10 protein-coding genes are annotated in these 12,527 nt (G+C 68.2%); 2 read left to right on the top strand and 8 right to left on the bottom strand.

Annotated elements, in window-relative coordinates; translation table 11 throughout:
• Positions 1 to 74: 74 nt before the first annotated feature.
• From MRBLMD1_RS08230 to MRBLMD1_RS08205, 6 genes are all read right to left on the bottom strand, one after another.
• Positions 75 to 539: a phage tail protein gene (locus tag MRBLMD1_RS08230; RefSeq protein ID WP_159634098.1), complete on the bottom strand. Its 465-nt coding sequence runs from the start codon at positions 537 to 539 to the stop codon at positions 75 to 77.
• Positions 540 to 619: 80 nt separating this feature from the next.
• Positions 620 to 2,896, bottom strand: a complete 2,277-nt coding sequence (locus MRBLMD1_RS08225; protein WP_364398738.1) for a glycoside hydrolase family 78 protein — start codon at positions 2,894 to 2,896, stop codon at positions 620 to 622.
• Positions 2,897 to 2,930: 34 nt separating this feature from the next.
• Positions 2,931 to 3,938, bottom strand: a complete 1,008-nt coding sequence (locus MRBLMD1_RS08220) for an ABC transporter ATP-binding protein (protein ID WP_364398736.1) — start codon at positions 3,936 to 3,938, stop codon at positions 2,931 to 2,933.
• A complete protein-coding gene (locus MRBLMD1_RS08215; protein ID WP_159634107.1) occupies positions 3,935 to 6,049 on the bottom strand; it encodes a dipeptide/oligopeptide/nickel ABC transporter permease/ATP-binding protein in 2,115 nt (704 codons plus the stop codon). The genes MRBLMD1_RS08220 and MRBLMD1_RS08215 overlap by 4 nt, the downstream gene beginning before the upstream one ends.
• A complete protein-coding gene (locus tag MRBLMD1_RS08210) occupies positions 6,046 to 6,999 on the bottom strand; it encodes an ABC transporter permease (protein ID WP_159634110.1) in 954 nt (317 codons plus the stop codon). Before MRBLMD1_RS08210 ends, MRBLMD1_RS08215 begins: the two co-directional genes overlap by 4 nt.
• 57 nt (positions 7,000 to 7,056) lie before the next feature.
• Positions 7,057 to 8,613, bottom strand: coding sequence for an ABC transporter substrate-binding protein (locus MRBLMD1_RS08205; RefSeq protein WP_159634113.1), 1,557 nt, complete (start codon positions 8,611 to 8,613; stop codon positions 7,057 to 7,059).
• A gap of 223 nt (positions 8,614 to 8,836) precedes the next feature.
• Here MRBLMD1_RS08205 and MRBLMD1_RS08200 point away from each other — a divergent pair, with 223 nt between their 5' ends.
• Positions 8,837 to 10,096 carry a glycoside hydrolase family 1 protein gene (locus tag MRBLMD1_RS08200; RefSeq protein WP_364398733.1) on the top strand — a complete coding sequence of 420 codons (1,260 nt, stop codon included), beginning with the start codon at positions 8,837 to 8,839 and terminating at the stop codon, positions 10,094 to 10,096.
• Positions 10,097 to 10,150: 54 nt separating this feature from the next.
• Here the strand turns inward: MRBLMD1_RS08200 and MRBLMD1_RS08195 are convergent, their stop codons facing one another.
• Positions 10,151 to 10,981: a nucleoside hydrolase gene (locus MRBLMD1_RS08195; protein WP_364398731.1), complete on the bottom strand. Its 831-nt coding sequence runs from the start codon at positions 10,979 to 10,981 to the stop codon at positions 10,151 to 10,153.
• A 185-nt stretch (positions 10,982 to 11,166) separates the two neighbouring features.
• On the opposite strand from MRBLMD1_RS08195, the gene MRBLMD1_RS08190 reads away from it, so the two are divergent.
• Positions 11,167 to 12,078: a methyltransferase family protein gene (locus MRBLMD1_RS08190; RefSeq protein WP_364398729.1), complete on the top strand. Its 912-nt coding sequence runs from the start codon at positions 11,167 to 11,169 to the stop codon at positions 12,076 to 12,078.
• Here the strand turns inward: MRBLMD1_RS08190 and MRBLMD1_RS08185 are convergent.
• Positions 12,075 to 12,512, bottom strand: coding sequence for a universal stress protein (locus MRBLMD1_RS08185; protein WP_275181909.1), 438 nt, complete (start codon positions 12,510 to 12,512; stop codon positions 12,075 to 12,077). The genes MRBLMD1_RS08190 and MRBLMD1_RS08185 overlap by 4 nt on opposite strands.
• Positions 12,513 to 12,527 lie beyond the last annotated feature (15 nt).

The following is a 12,527-nucleotide window of genomic DNA, read 5'->3' as shown; positions in this document are numbered from 1 at the left end:
CCAGCGGCGCCCCAGGCAGGGCCCGGTTCCAATCGTTGGAAGGCGTTCTTCGGCCCTGCGGCCTTGTGCTGACCCTAGTACTGGCCCTTGATCACAAAGTAGGAGCCGCGGATGGTGCCGGCGAGCTTGGATTTTTGCCTGGCGAACTTGAAGCTGGACGCCAGTTCCTCCGGGACCTCCATGCCGTCGGACAGCTTGAAGCCCACGGCCCGTTTTCCGCCCTCTTCGACGGAGTACATGACGTTGATGGACAGCCCGGACTCGTAGAAGACGTAGGCCATTCGCAGCCCGTCCACCTCGAAGGAGGACACTTCAAGGGGCTTGGACGCGATCACCAGGTTCCGCTCCGTGGACAGGATGTTGGTGATGTACTGCAGCGTCTCCTGATCGTCTTCGGCCGGAGTGACGGTGAAGTCGTGGTCGTATTTGTTCTTGTAATAGCGCGCCTCGTTCGCGCGCAGCCCGGCCAGCGCCTCCGCCACCGGTGACGATTCCAGGCCGGCGGTGGAGACGTTCTTGAAATCCACGGTGTACGGCATGAGTCCTCCTGGGTTTGGTCCTGTGGCACATCGTTGCAGATCAGCGCCGTGCCTGCACTACTCCCCGGCTTTTCCCCCGGCTACCGCACCGCCAGGCCCAGCCCTGCCGCGAAGGAGTGCTCCCCGCCCTCGACCGTGTGCCGCGCGCCGTCCGGAAGCACGACGTCGGCCGCCACCCCGGCGGGCACGGTCGCCTCGAGGCGGAACTCCCCGTCGCCGGACGTCCATGCCACGCGGACCTCACCGTGCGGGGTCTTCAGGGACGTCCTGGCCCAGCTGATCCCCTCCCCCGGCCGCGGCTGGATGAGGACGCGCGCATAGCCGGGCTCCAGCGGCCGGATGCCGCCGATGGCCTTGTGCATCCAGTCCGCCACGGCGCCCAGGGCGTAGTGGTTGAAGCTGGTCATCTGCCCGGGGTTGATTGTGCCGTCCGGGAGCATGGAGTCCCAGCGTTCCCAGACGGTGGTGGCACCCATGGTGACCGGGTACAGCCAGGACGGGCAGCCTTCTTCCAGCAGGAGCCGGTAGGCCTCATCCACGTGGCCGGTGTCCGTGAGGGCGTGGGTGATGAACGGCGTTCCCGCGAACCCGGTGGACACCCGGTAGCCATTGTCCCGGACCAGCTCGGCCAGGCGGTTCCCGGCAAACTCCCGCAGCTCGGGGGTGGCCAGGATGTCGAAGGCGATGGCCAGCGCGTAGACCGTGGTGCAGTCGCTGCGGATGGTGCCGCCGGGCGCCACGTAGTGCTCGGCGAAGGCGTTCCGCACCCGGTCCGCGAGCGCGTTGAAGTGGGCCTCGTCGTCGTGCTTTCCCAGCAGCCCGGCGGCCTGGGCGGTGAGCCGGGCGGTGCGGTACATGCAGGCGGTGGCCACGACGGCGGTGTCCGCCTTGGCTGCCCACGGCTGGTCCGGCGCGGCATCAGGGTCCAGCCAGTCGCCGAACTGGAAGCCGGAATCCCACAGCCCGGACGGCGAGAGCAGGCCCTCCACGCGGCGGGTGTGCGCAGCCATGGATTCGTACTGGTTCCGCAGCACGCCGAGGTCACCGTACGCCTCCCACAGCGCCCAAGGCACCCACACCGAGGCTTCGCTCCACAGCGCGGAGGACTCGGGCGACGGGAATTCCGGCGGCTGCGGGCAGTACTTCAGGACATCCGGGACCACGATGGGCACCAGCCCGTCCTGTGCCTGCTGCTCCACGGCGAGGTCCAGCAGCCAGTCCTGCAGGAAGCCCTTGACGTCGTACAGGTAGGCGGCGGTGGGTGCGAAGACGGCGATGTCGCCGGTCCAGCCGAGCCGCTCGTCGCGCTGCGGGCAGTCGGTGGGCAGGTCCAGGAAGTTGCCGCGCAGGCCCCAGACGATGTTGCGGTGCAGCTGGTTGACGAGGTCATTGGAGCACTCGAAGGTGCCGGTCCGCTCCAGGTCGGAGTGGACCACCACGGCCTCGAGATCATCCCCTGTCAGGGTTCCGGGCCAGCCGGTGACCTCGGCATACCGGAAGCCGTGGAAGGTCTTGGTGGGCTCGAAAAGGTCCTTGCCGCCGGAGAGGATGAACATATCCTCGGCCTTTGCAGAGCGCAGCGGCCGGACGCCCAGTTCCCCTTTTTCCAGCACTTCCGCGTGCCGGACGGTGATCACGTGTCCGGCCTCCCCCTGCAGGCTGAAACGCAGCCAGCCCACCAGGTTCTGGCCGAAGTCCACCAGCGTCTTCCCTGCGGGTGAGGCGAGGATTTCCACGGGACGGACGACGCCGGCACGCACCACGGGCGGGCCCACCGGCTCAGCCAGCCGGCCGGCGTCGAACTCCAGCTCCCGCACGCCCGTCCAGTCAGTGCCGGGCGCGAAGCCGGGCTCCGCCCAGCCCGGCTGGGCGCGTCGGGCGTCAATGGTCTGGCCATCGTAGAGGTCGTTGAAGGTGGTGGCGGACGGTCCGGCCTGCCAGGAAGTGTCCGAGGCGACCGACTGCACATGGCCGTCCGCGAACTCGATGTCCAGCTGCCCAACGAAGCCCAGCTCGCTGCCATACAGGTTGGACAGGCCGTGCCAGGCCAGCCGGCCACGGTACCAGCCGTTGCCCAGCTCGATGCCGATCACGGTGGACGGGCCAACCAGCGCGGTGACGTCATAGGTGCGGTAACGCACCCGCCACTCATAGGAGCTCCAGCCCGGGCTCAGCACGTCGTCACCCACCGGGGTGCCGTTGATGAACGCCTCATAGACGCCCAGGGCGGTGGCCCGCAGCGTTGCCTTCACCACCCCGCCGTGGCCCTCGTCGAGCCGGAACGCCTTGCGGAGGCGCGGGGCGCCGTCGAAATCCTGCTCGGGGGTGATCATGGCGGCGTGCCAGGTGGATGTCATGCGGGATGGTCCGTTCTGAAGTAGGGCAGCAAATTCAGGCGTAGTGGCAGGCGACGTCGGCGGCACCCACCCGGCGCAGGGCCGGCCGTTCCGTGGCGCACAGCTCGGTGGCGAGCGGGCAGCGGAGCCGGAACGGGCAGCCGCCGGGTCCGGGAACGGCGGCGGCGCCGGTGCGGACACCCAGCGATTCGCGGGCTTCCCGCCGGGCGGCCTGCTCGGCAGGCCGGGGCACCGGGGATGCGGCCACCAGGGCCTGGGTGAAGGGGTGTTTCGGGGTTTCCGTGACGGCGGCGGCCGGCCCGGTTTCCATCACCTGGCCGCGGTAGAGCACCACCACCCGTTCGGCCAGGAACTGGACCACGGCGATGTCGTGCGCAATGAACAGGTAGCTCAGGCCGCGTTCGTCGCGGAGTTCGGCCAGGAGGTTGAGGACCTGCGCCTGGGTGGAAAGATCCAGGGCGCTGACGGCCTCATCGCAGACCACCAGCTGAGGGTCGCAGATCAGGGCGCGGGCCACGGAGATCCGCTGCCGCTGGCCGCCGGAAAACTGGCTGGGGTATCGGTCCACGGCCTCCCGCGGCAACCCGACGCGTTCCAGCATGTCCTCCGCTTTGGCCCTGGCTTCAGTGGGTGAAACGCCGCGCAGCCGGAGCGGTTCGGCAAGGGAGGTGCCGATGGTGTTGCGCGGGTTCAGCGACGAGTTGGGGTCCTGGAAGACGGCGCGCAGTTCCCCGCCCAGTGCCCGCCGCTGCGCGGCATTGGCGGACGTGATGTCCCTGCCCTGGTAGCTGATGGAGCCGCCGGAGACCTTCTGCAGGCCCAGGATGGCCTTGCCGATGGTCGACTTCCCGGAGCCGGACTCCCCCACCAGGCCCACGGTCTCGCCGGGCGCAATCGAAAAGCTGACATGGTCGACGGCGGCGGGTGCGGCGGCTGCCTTGCGCCCGCGGCCGTAGCGGACCACCAGGTCCTTGACCTCCAGGACGGGGGTGCCGGCTGCAGGTGCTGGTGAATCGCGGCGTTCCGTGACTGCGGTGATCATGCCAGGTCCTTTTCGACGATGGTGGTGTTCGTTGGGCTGACCGGGGTGACCGGGAGGAGCCTGGCAGCGGCGACGTCCGTGGCCAGCCAGTCCATGCCCTCAACAGCCAGCTGGTCCGCCTTGACGCAACGGACCAGGCCGTCGCCGGTGCCGGACGCCAGCAGCGGGACCGGTTCCGTGCACGCGGAGCCGGCGAACTGGCAGCGGGCGGCGAAGCGGCAGCCGGAGGGCCAGTCCTTGGGCTGCGGCACCTGGCCTTGAATCGTGGCAAGCCGCTCCGGCATGGCGTCCCCGTGGTTGGCGTGCGGGTCGGCGGCGAGCAGGGCCAGGGTGTAGGGGTGGCGCGGGTTGTCCAGGATGGCCTGGGTCTTTCCGTTCTCCACCACCTGCCCGGCGTACATGACGGCCACCTGGTCGCAGATGTCCGCCACCACGCCGAGGTCGTGGGTGACCATCACCACGGACATGCCGGTGTCCTTCACCAGGGCCCGCAGCAGGGACAGGATCTCGGCCTGGACCGTGACATCCAGGGCTGTGGTGGGCTCGTCCGCCACCAGCAGTTTGGGCTGGCCGGAAAGGGCCAGGGCGATGGCCACGCGCTGGGCCATGCCACCGCTGATCTGGTGCGGATAGGTCTTCAGGATCCGGGGGGCATCCACGATGCCCACCTTCTCCAGCAGGGCCAGGGCCTCCTTCCGGGCTTCGGCCTTGCCCAGGCCGCGGAGCCGCCGGATGGTTGCCGTGAGCTGGTAGCCCACCGTGAACATCGGGTCCAGGGCCCGCATGGGCTCCTGGCTGATCAGGGCGATGTCACGGCCCCGGATGCCTTCCATCTCCTTGTCCGTGGCGGCCGCAAGGTTCTTCCCGTTCCAGAGGATCTGGCCCCCGGTTACCGAGACGCCGGACGGGAGCAAGCCCAGGAGGGACAGCGCCGTCATGGTCTTGCCGCAGCCGGATTCGCCCACCAGTCCCAGGACGGTGCCCTGTTCGACGTCGAAGGAGACGTCGGTGACCAGCCGGACGCCGTTGCCTGTCCCCGCATTGCCGACGCCGACGGACAGGCTGCGCACGGACAGGGTGCCCTTTGGCGCGTCCCCGGGGGCGCCGTCCCCGGGCGCCGGGGCAGCCGCGGCGATGGCGGCGACGGCCCTGGCCCGCTGGCGGCGGGCTGCCGCGGAGGGCAGGTGCGGGGCCGCGGCGTTGGGCGCCTTGCCGAGCGCATTGCCGATGGCGTTGGCGGACAGGACCGTTAGTGCCAGCACGGCGCCGGTGGGCACCATCATCCAGGGGGCGTCATAGACGTGCTGGGAGGCGCCCTGGATCATGCCGCCCCAGCTGGGCTGCGGGATGGGCGGCCCGAACCCGATGAACGCCAGGCCTGCCTGGATGAGCATGCCCACGGCGAAGATGAGAGCCGCCTGGACCACGATGGTGTTGGCAAGGCCGGGCAGGACGTGCCGGACACTGATGCCCAGCGGCCCCACGCCGTCCACCTTGGCCGCGTCCACGTAGAGCTGGGACTGCAGTGATTTGGCCTGGCCCAGGATCACCCGGTAGATGCCGGCGGACATCAGGATGCCCAGGATGGCCATGACCATGGGGATGTTGGTGCCCACGGCGCCGATGACGGCCAGGATGATCACGGTGCCCGGCAGGGACATCATGATTTCGGTGATGCGGTTGATCACGGCTTCGGTCCGCTCGCCGGCACCGGCAGCGGCCATGGCGAGGACGGTGCCGAGTCCGACGCCGACAATCACCGTGATCATCGACGTTCCCAGGGTGCCTGCCGCGGCAGCGAAGATGCGGCTGAGGATGTCGCGGCCCAGTTCGTCGGTCCCCAGCCAGTGGGCGGCGGTGGGGCCGGACAGGACGGCGGTGAAATCCTGGTCCTCGGTCTTGAACGGCAGCCAGAGTGGAGCCGTCAGGGACGCGGTGACCACCACGGCCAGCCAGAGCAGTCCGGCCACGGCACCGGGCGAACTGAGGAGCCGGTGCCTGGACAATCTGGTGGGTGCAGCCTTGCCTGCGCCGGGCACGGAGGCGCCTGCCGCCGTCGTGCTTCCTGCCTGGTCCGCGTCCGCGGGGGCCGGGGAAACTGTGGGGATCATGAGGCACGCAACTTCGGGTCGAGGAACTTGGTGGCGAGTTCCAGCACCAGGTTGACGGCGACCACCACCACGGTGGCGATCACCACCACGCCCTGGACGGCAGGGGCATCGTGGGTGCTGACGGAGGTCTGGACGGCCTGCCCCAGTCCGGGCATGGCGAACAGCTGCTCCGCGATGACGGAACCGCCGAACAGGCCGATGAACTGCAGGGCGATGCCGGCCACGATGGGCAGGCTGGCGTAGCGCAGGGCGTGGACGTAGAGGATCTTCCACGTGGGCGTGGCGGTGGCGCGCAGCGTGCGGATGTGTTCCTGCTGCAGGGCTTCGAGCATGGACGCCCTGGTCTGGCGGGCAATGAAGGCGGCGCCGCCCACCGCCAGTGTGATCACCGGCAGCGCCAGGGATAAACCCCAGTCCTGCGGCGAAACGTCGAACGGCACATAACCTGTGGCCGGAAAGATTGAGGACTGGACGGCGAACAGGTACACGAAGATGACGCCCACCCAGAAGGCGGGCAGGGCAACCAGGAGGCCCACGAAGCCGCCGATTGCCTGGTCGAGCACTCCCCCGCGGACCGCGGCCGTGACGCCAAGGGCGATGCCCAGGATGGCGCTGAGGATGGTGGCACCGGCGGCGAGGGAGGCCGTGACGGGCAGGCGGCTGGCGAGGTCTGTGCTGACGGAGCGGCCATCAATGAGCGAGACGCCCAGGTCGCCCTGTACTGCGGAACCCAGCCAGGTAATGAACTGCGCCGGCAGCGGATCGTTCCAGCCCAGCCGCTGGTTGACCTCGTCAATGGCTTCCTGGGACGCACCGGCGCCAAGGGACACGGCCCCCGGGCTGCCCGGCATCGCGTGCACCAGCAGGAATGCCAGCACCGCAACCACCAGCACGGTGGCCAGCGCCATCAGCAGGCGCTTGGTGATGAATAGTGCCATGGTGACCTCCATCGGTCAGGCCCCTCCCGGGCGGCCCTGGTCCTGCGGCCGCCCGGGAAGGTGCGGGTATCAGCTTGCCGGCGTGTAGGACGAGAGGAGCGGGTAGGCGTTGGTGCCGGCGAACTTCACCGGGGCTACCTTCTTGGTGTTGTAACCCTGGTTGGTCAGCGCCTCGTACAGCGGGATCATCCAGCCGGACTCCACCAGCCGCGTGTTCAGCTTGGTGGCGGCGGCCTTCACAGCAGCGTCATCCTTGGCCGCGGCCAGCTCGCCGGTGGCGGCGCTGAGCTGGTCATCGGTGGCCTTCTGGACGTTGGTGAAACCGTTGAGGACGACGCCGTACATGACGCCCACCGGGTTGTCCCAGTTCAGCGGCGCGTACCCCAGGGGCGTGGTGGCCACCGCGGCGAAGGCTTCGTCGGTGGAAGCGGCCATCTTCACATTCATGGTGATGCCGACGGCGGCGAGGTCCTTTTGGACGGCCTGGAGGTCTGTCTGGGTCTGGGCGCCGGCGATGATGGTGAATTCGAAGCCGTTGGGGTAACCGGCCTCGGCCAGCAGGCTCTTGGCCTTGTCCGGGTTGTAGGCGAATTTGGTTTCGAGGTCCTTGGTGAAGCCCGCGGAGTCCTTGGGGAGGGCATTCCAGGCGGGGATGTCACCCTTGTGCAGGGCATCCACCAGGGCCTGGCGGTTGATGGCGTACTGGATGGCCTGGCGCACCTTTTCCTGTGCGAACGCGGGCGCGGTCTTGCCGATCTTGTCGAACGAGATCATGGTGTTGACGGTGCCGCCCGCCTGGGAAACGCCCACTCCCTTGGACTTGGCGAAGTCCACCGTGGAGGACGTCAGCATCGCGACGTCGGCCTGCCCCGAGACCAGGGCGTTGGCGCGGGCCTGGGGGTCCAGGACGACGCTGAAGACAACCTTCTTGTAGGCGAACCTGGCTGCGTCAGCGCTTTTGTCGTTCTTGACCAGGATGTACTTGTTGCCCTTCACGGTGGACGGGTCAAGGGTGTAGGGACCGGAACCGTCCGGCGTGGCAGCCAGGCTGGCGGTGTCCGTGACACCGTTCTTGCCCACGATCATTCCGGTGGTGGAGGCCAGGTTTTTCTCGAATCCGGGCTGCGGCTTGGCGAAGGTCAGGGTCACCTGGGTGGGGCTGACTACGTCCACGGACGTGATTTCCTGGGCGCCGCCCTTGGCCACGGCGGAGTAGGCGGTCAGGGCGGGGTCGGACCGGCGGTCCAGGTTGGCCTTGACCAGTGCCGCGTCAAGCTTGGAGCCGTCCGTGAAGGTGATGTCGTCCTTGAGGTTGAGCGTCAGGACGGTGCTGTCCGCGTTGTAGCTGAAGTCCTTGGCCAGGCCGGGGCCTGTGGAGCCGTCCGGCTGCAGGGTCATCAGGCTGTCGTAGAGGCCCTCGAAGAACTGGCGTTGGGCTGCAGCAACGCGCAGGGGGTCGTAGCCGAAGGAGGCCGAATCGCTGTCGATGGCCAGGGTCAGGCTGCTCGCATCAGCCTTCGCGGACGCTTGGGAATTGCCGCCGCCGCAGGCGGCCAGGGAACCCATCAGCAGGGCACCGGTCAGGACGGCAGCGCTGCCGCGTGCGGTGGAGGTCATAAGTTTCATCTGGTGCGCCTTCGCATTCTTCTATGACGGTGACAAACGGAGGAAATTCGAGGGGCCGGAGCTGTCCGGCTCCCTTCAAGAATCCGTTGGGGCCTGCGGGACCAAACATGAGAATGTCATTGATTGAAAAAGTATTGTGGCGGCGGTCACGCCGCTGGACAGGATGGATGCAGGCAGTGAGGCCTGGGGCGCCTCCGCGCGTCCATGATGAGAGGAATCCCCTATGACCAACCCGTTTCCGCACGACTTCCTTTGGGGCGCGGCTACCGCCGGCCACCAGGTTGAAGGCAACAACGTCAACAGCGATGTCTGGTTCCTGGAACACCTTCCGGGCACCATCTTCGCCGAGCCCTCGGGGGACGCCGTGGACCACTACAACCGGTACCGGGAGGACATCGCGCTGATCGCCGGCCTGGGCTTCACCAGCTACCGCTTTTCCCTGGAGTGGGCCCGGATCGAACCGGAAGAGGGCCACTTCTCGGTGGCCGAGCTGGAGCACTACAAGCGGGTGCTGGAGGCCTGCCACGAGCACGGGCTCACCCCGGTGGTCACGTTCCACCACTTCGCGTCGCCGCTCTGGCTGTTGCGGTCCGGCGGCTGGGAGGGCGGGCGTACGCCGGAGCTCTTCGCGCGCTACTGCGACCGTGTGATGGCGCACCTGGGCGACCTGATCGGCGTCGCCTGCACCCTGAACGAACCCAATCTTCCGTGGCTGCTGGAATCGTTCGGCATCGGCGGGGAAGCACCGGAGAACCGCGGGAGGGTTCCCATGTGGGCAGCCGCGGCGGAACGCCTTGGCGTGGACGCCGGCACGGTGGCCCCGTTCCAGTTCTGCTCCACGGAGGCCGGCTTCAACGTCAAACTTGCGGCGCACAAGGCGGCCACCGCAGCGATCAAGGCGCACCGACCGGAGCTGCAGGTGGGCTGGACCCTGGCCAACTCGGACATCCAGTCCATCCCCGGCGGCGAGGAAACCGCGGACCGGGTGCGCCGGGACGTCAACGAGCGGTTCCTGGAAGCATCCCGCGGCGACGACTTCGTGGGCATCCAGACCTACGGCCGCACCGTGTACGGCCCGGACGGCCACGCTCCCGCTCCGGAGGGAGCGGCGTTGAACCAGATGGGCGAGGAGATCTACCCCCAGGGCCTGGAAGCAACCATCCGGGAGGCCTGGCGCGTTGCCGGAACCCCGGTGATGGTCACCGAGAACGGGCTGGCCACGGAGGATGACACGCAGCGCGTGGCCTTCCTGGAGGCGGCGGTCGACGGCGTTGCCTCCTGCCTTGCCGACGGCATCGACGTGCGGGGCTACATCGCCTGGACCGCGTTCGATAACTTCGAGTGGATTTTCGGCTACCGGCCCATGTTCGGCCTGATCGCCGTCGACCGCTCCACCCAGGAACGGACCCCGAAGGACAGTGCACGCTGGCTGGGCACCTTCGCCCGGCAGCACACTGCATCCACGGTCACGCAGCCCGCATAGTGGCAAACAATGGCCCGGACCGCCTTTGGCGGTCCGGGCCATTGTTTTAGCCTGCTACTGATGCAGGCGCAGCTTCGCGAGGAAGTCCGCCATGATCAGCCGCGTATCCACCGAGGTGTAGGTCCGGCGGGATGGCTGGGTGCCCGTTTCCGTGAAGGTGGACGTGACGTCGTCGAGCCCGGTGACCACCAGGGGTGCGCTGTCGCCCAGGCACCACAACGGCCCGAACTTCACGAAATCCGGCACCTCCAGGCTGTTGTAGAGCTCCCACAGCCATGCGCCGGCCGGCCCTGAGTTCCTGAAGGCATGATCGAGTTCGGCCACCGGGGCAACCACCTGCCTGTACGTCTCTGCCGGGAACTGCCAGACGGCCAACCTTTGGTTTCCCAGCACAAAATCCGCGGCGGCAGGATCCGTGAAGTAGTTGTATTCCTCCTCATTCGCCGCCGCCCCGCCCACCCACGCCAGGGTGAGGGAATGGGCGACGGCGGGATCCAGCAGGAGCGCATCGGCCACGTTGGTGAGCGGGCCGGCACAGACAAGGATCAGGGGCAGCTCTCCGCCGGCCGCCGCGGCGTCCACAATGGCACGGGCAGCCGCATTGTCCCGGGCTTGCCCGGTGAAGGGGGCATCGGAGCCGGCCTGCACGCCTGACACTTCCGGCCGCTTCAGGACCCGCAGCAAACCGGCCGCGAGGTCTGCGCCCCTTTGCGCCATGCCCCCGGGCGGTCCAAACATCGGGTTGGTCAGTGAACTGGTGACGCCGACGATCCTGTTGGCGGCCGACAACGCATGGTGGGCCAGGGCCACCAGCCCGTCCGGGTCCCCTGCCCAGTCGTTGTCGATTATCACGCGGCACCGGGGCTCGACCCGAATCATGTCCATGCTGGTCCTTTCACAGGTCCGGGGGCAGCCGGCCGGGAGTGATCCCGCGCCCGGACCGGCAGGCAGTCCCGGCTCAACAGGTAGTCTCAGGAACAAGTCTTGCTGCCCGACACGTCGGGGGGGTGGCGGCTTTCATTCACTGGAACGATTCGGGGGGATCCGTGCCACGCTTGGCCCAAGGGGATTTGGCTTGGTGGGGCCGGGCGTACTTTGCCCTGCAGGCAGTGGCTGGTGGCCTCTGGTGGGTCGCTGTTTTCCTCTCGCCCGGGATCCGCCGGGCCACCCTCGGCGGACTCGACCCCGTCCTCACCGCCACCCTCGACGTTCCCCTGTTTGTTGTTGCCTCCGCTGGCGCGGCTGCCGGAGTACGGACAGCCGCCGGCGTCAGTACCTCGTGGACCGTCCTTGTCACCGCCGCCCTGGCCGTCTATGCCACCGCCACGGCCCAGGCGGGCCTGGGTGTGCTGGTTATGGGAGCTGCCACCTCAGGTTCAGCCGCTGCGCTCTGCCTTGTCCTGCTGGGGCGGATACCTACCGAGTGGATTGTGCGCGGTCCCTTCGCTTTCCGGCAGGCCCGCAGCCGGCCACGACCGGGACTCCACATGGCCGGAACGCTCGCGCAGATCGTGGTGTTCTGGGGTTTCTTCCTGGGCCTTGTTCCGCCCATCCTGGGTTTCCTTGAACAGCGCTGGGGCCTCTCCCTGCCCTTTCCCTGGTTGGCAGTTCCGGCCGGTGCCGCCTTCCTGGTCCTGGCGAGCGCCCTGGGGATTTGGTCGGCCGTGGTGATGTCCACCTTGGGGGATGGAACGCCATTGCCGTCGGCCATGCCCAACCGCCTGGTGATTGCCGGGCCCCACCGGTGGATCCGGAACCCGATGGCGGTGGCAGGCATAGTGCAGGGAGCCGCGGTGGGCCTGCTGCTGCAGTCGTGGCTCGTGGTGGCCTACGCAGTCCTGGGCTCGCTGGTGTGGAACTATGCCGTCCGGCCTTTGGAAGAAGCAGACCTCGCGGAGCGGTTCGGCGCCGGGTTCCAGCACTACCGCGAGGCGGTGCGCTGCTGGGTCCCCACGTTCCCTGGAGCCCCCCGCACGCCCTAGGCGGAACCGGGTTCGCGGATCACCAGCACCGGGCAGTGCGCGTGGTGGATGGTCTGGTGGGACACGGAGCCGAGCAGCATCCCGGTGAATCCGCCGTGGCCGCGCGAACCGACCGCCACCAGGTCCGCGTCCCGGGAGGCGTCGATAAGTGCCGACGCCGGATTCCCTTCCACGATGCGCCCCGTGATGGGCACGCCCCGGTCCTTGACGCGTTCGAGTTCTGCCTCGAGGATGGCCTGGGCGTCCTTCTGGAAGATGTCGTAGTCCCAGGCTGTGCCGAGGGCATCGCTGACGTAGGGGAAGTTCCAGGCTGTCAGGGCCTGCACCTCGCCGCCGCGCAGCCTGGACTCCTCGATGGCCCAGTCCATTGCCGCCTTGGACTGGTCTGACCCGTCCGCGCCCACCACGATCCTGAAACTTCCGCTGCCGGCCACAGTTCCCCTCTTCCT

The organism is Pseudarthrobacter sp. LMD1-1-1.1 (genome assembly GCF_040676255.1).
Taxonomy (GTDB): Bacteria; Actinomycetota; Actinomycetes; order Actinomycetales; family Micrococcaceae; genus Arthrobacter.
Note: the sequence above shows the minus strand (reverse complement) of the source record. Positions and strands in the feature narration are given on the sequence as shown.

Coding starts and splice junctions, on each gene's coding strand:
- MRBLMD1_RS08230 (WP_159634098.1), bottom strand. CDS start 539: ATGCCGTACACCGTGGATTTCAAGAACGTCTCCACCGCCGGCCTGGAA.
- MRBLMD1_RS08195 (WP_364398731.1), bottom strand. CDS start 10,981: ATGGACATGATTCGGGTCGAGCCCCGGTGCCGCGTGATAATCGACAAC.
- MRBLMD1_RS08225 (WP_364398738.1), bottom strand. CDS start 2,896: ATGACATCCACCTGGCACGCCGCCATGATCACCCCCGAGCAGGATTTC.
- MRBLMD1_RS08205 (WP_159634113.1), bottom strand. CDS start 8,613: ATGAAACTTATGACCTCCACCGCACGCGGCAGCGCTGCCGTCCTGACC.
- MRBLMD1_RS08220 (WP_364398736.1), bottom strand. CDS start 3,938: ATGATCACCGCAGTCACGGAACGCCGCGATTCACCAGCACCTGCAGCC.
- MRBLMD1_RS08210 (WP_159634110.1), bottom strand. CDS start 6,999: ATGGAGGTCACCATGGCACTATTCATCACCAAGCGCCTGCTGATGGCG.
- MRBLMD1_RS08215 (WP_159634107.1), bottom strand. CDS start 6,049: ATGATCCCCACAGTTTCCCCGGCCCCCGCGGACGCGGACCAGGCAGGA.
- MRBLMD1_RS08200 (WP_364398733.1), top strand. CDS start 8,837: ATGACCAACCCGTTTCCGCACGACTTCCTTTGGGGCGCGGCTACCGCC.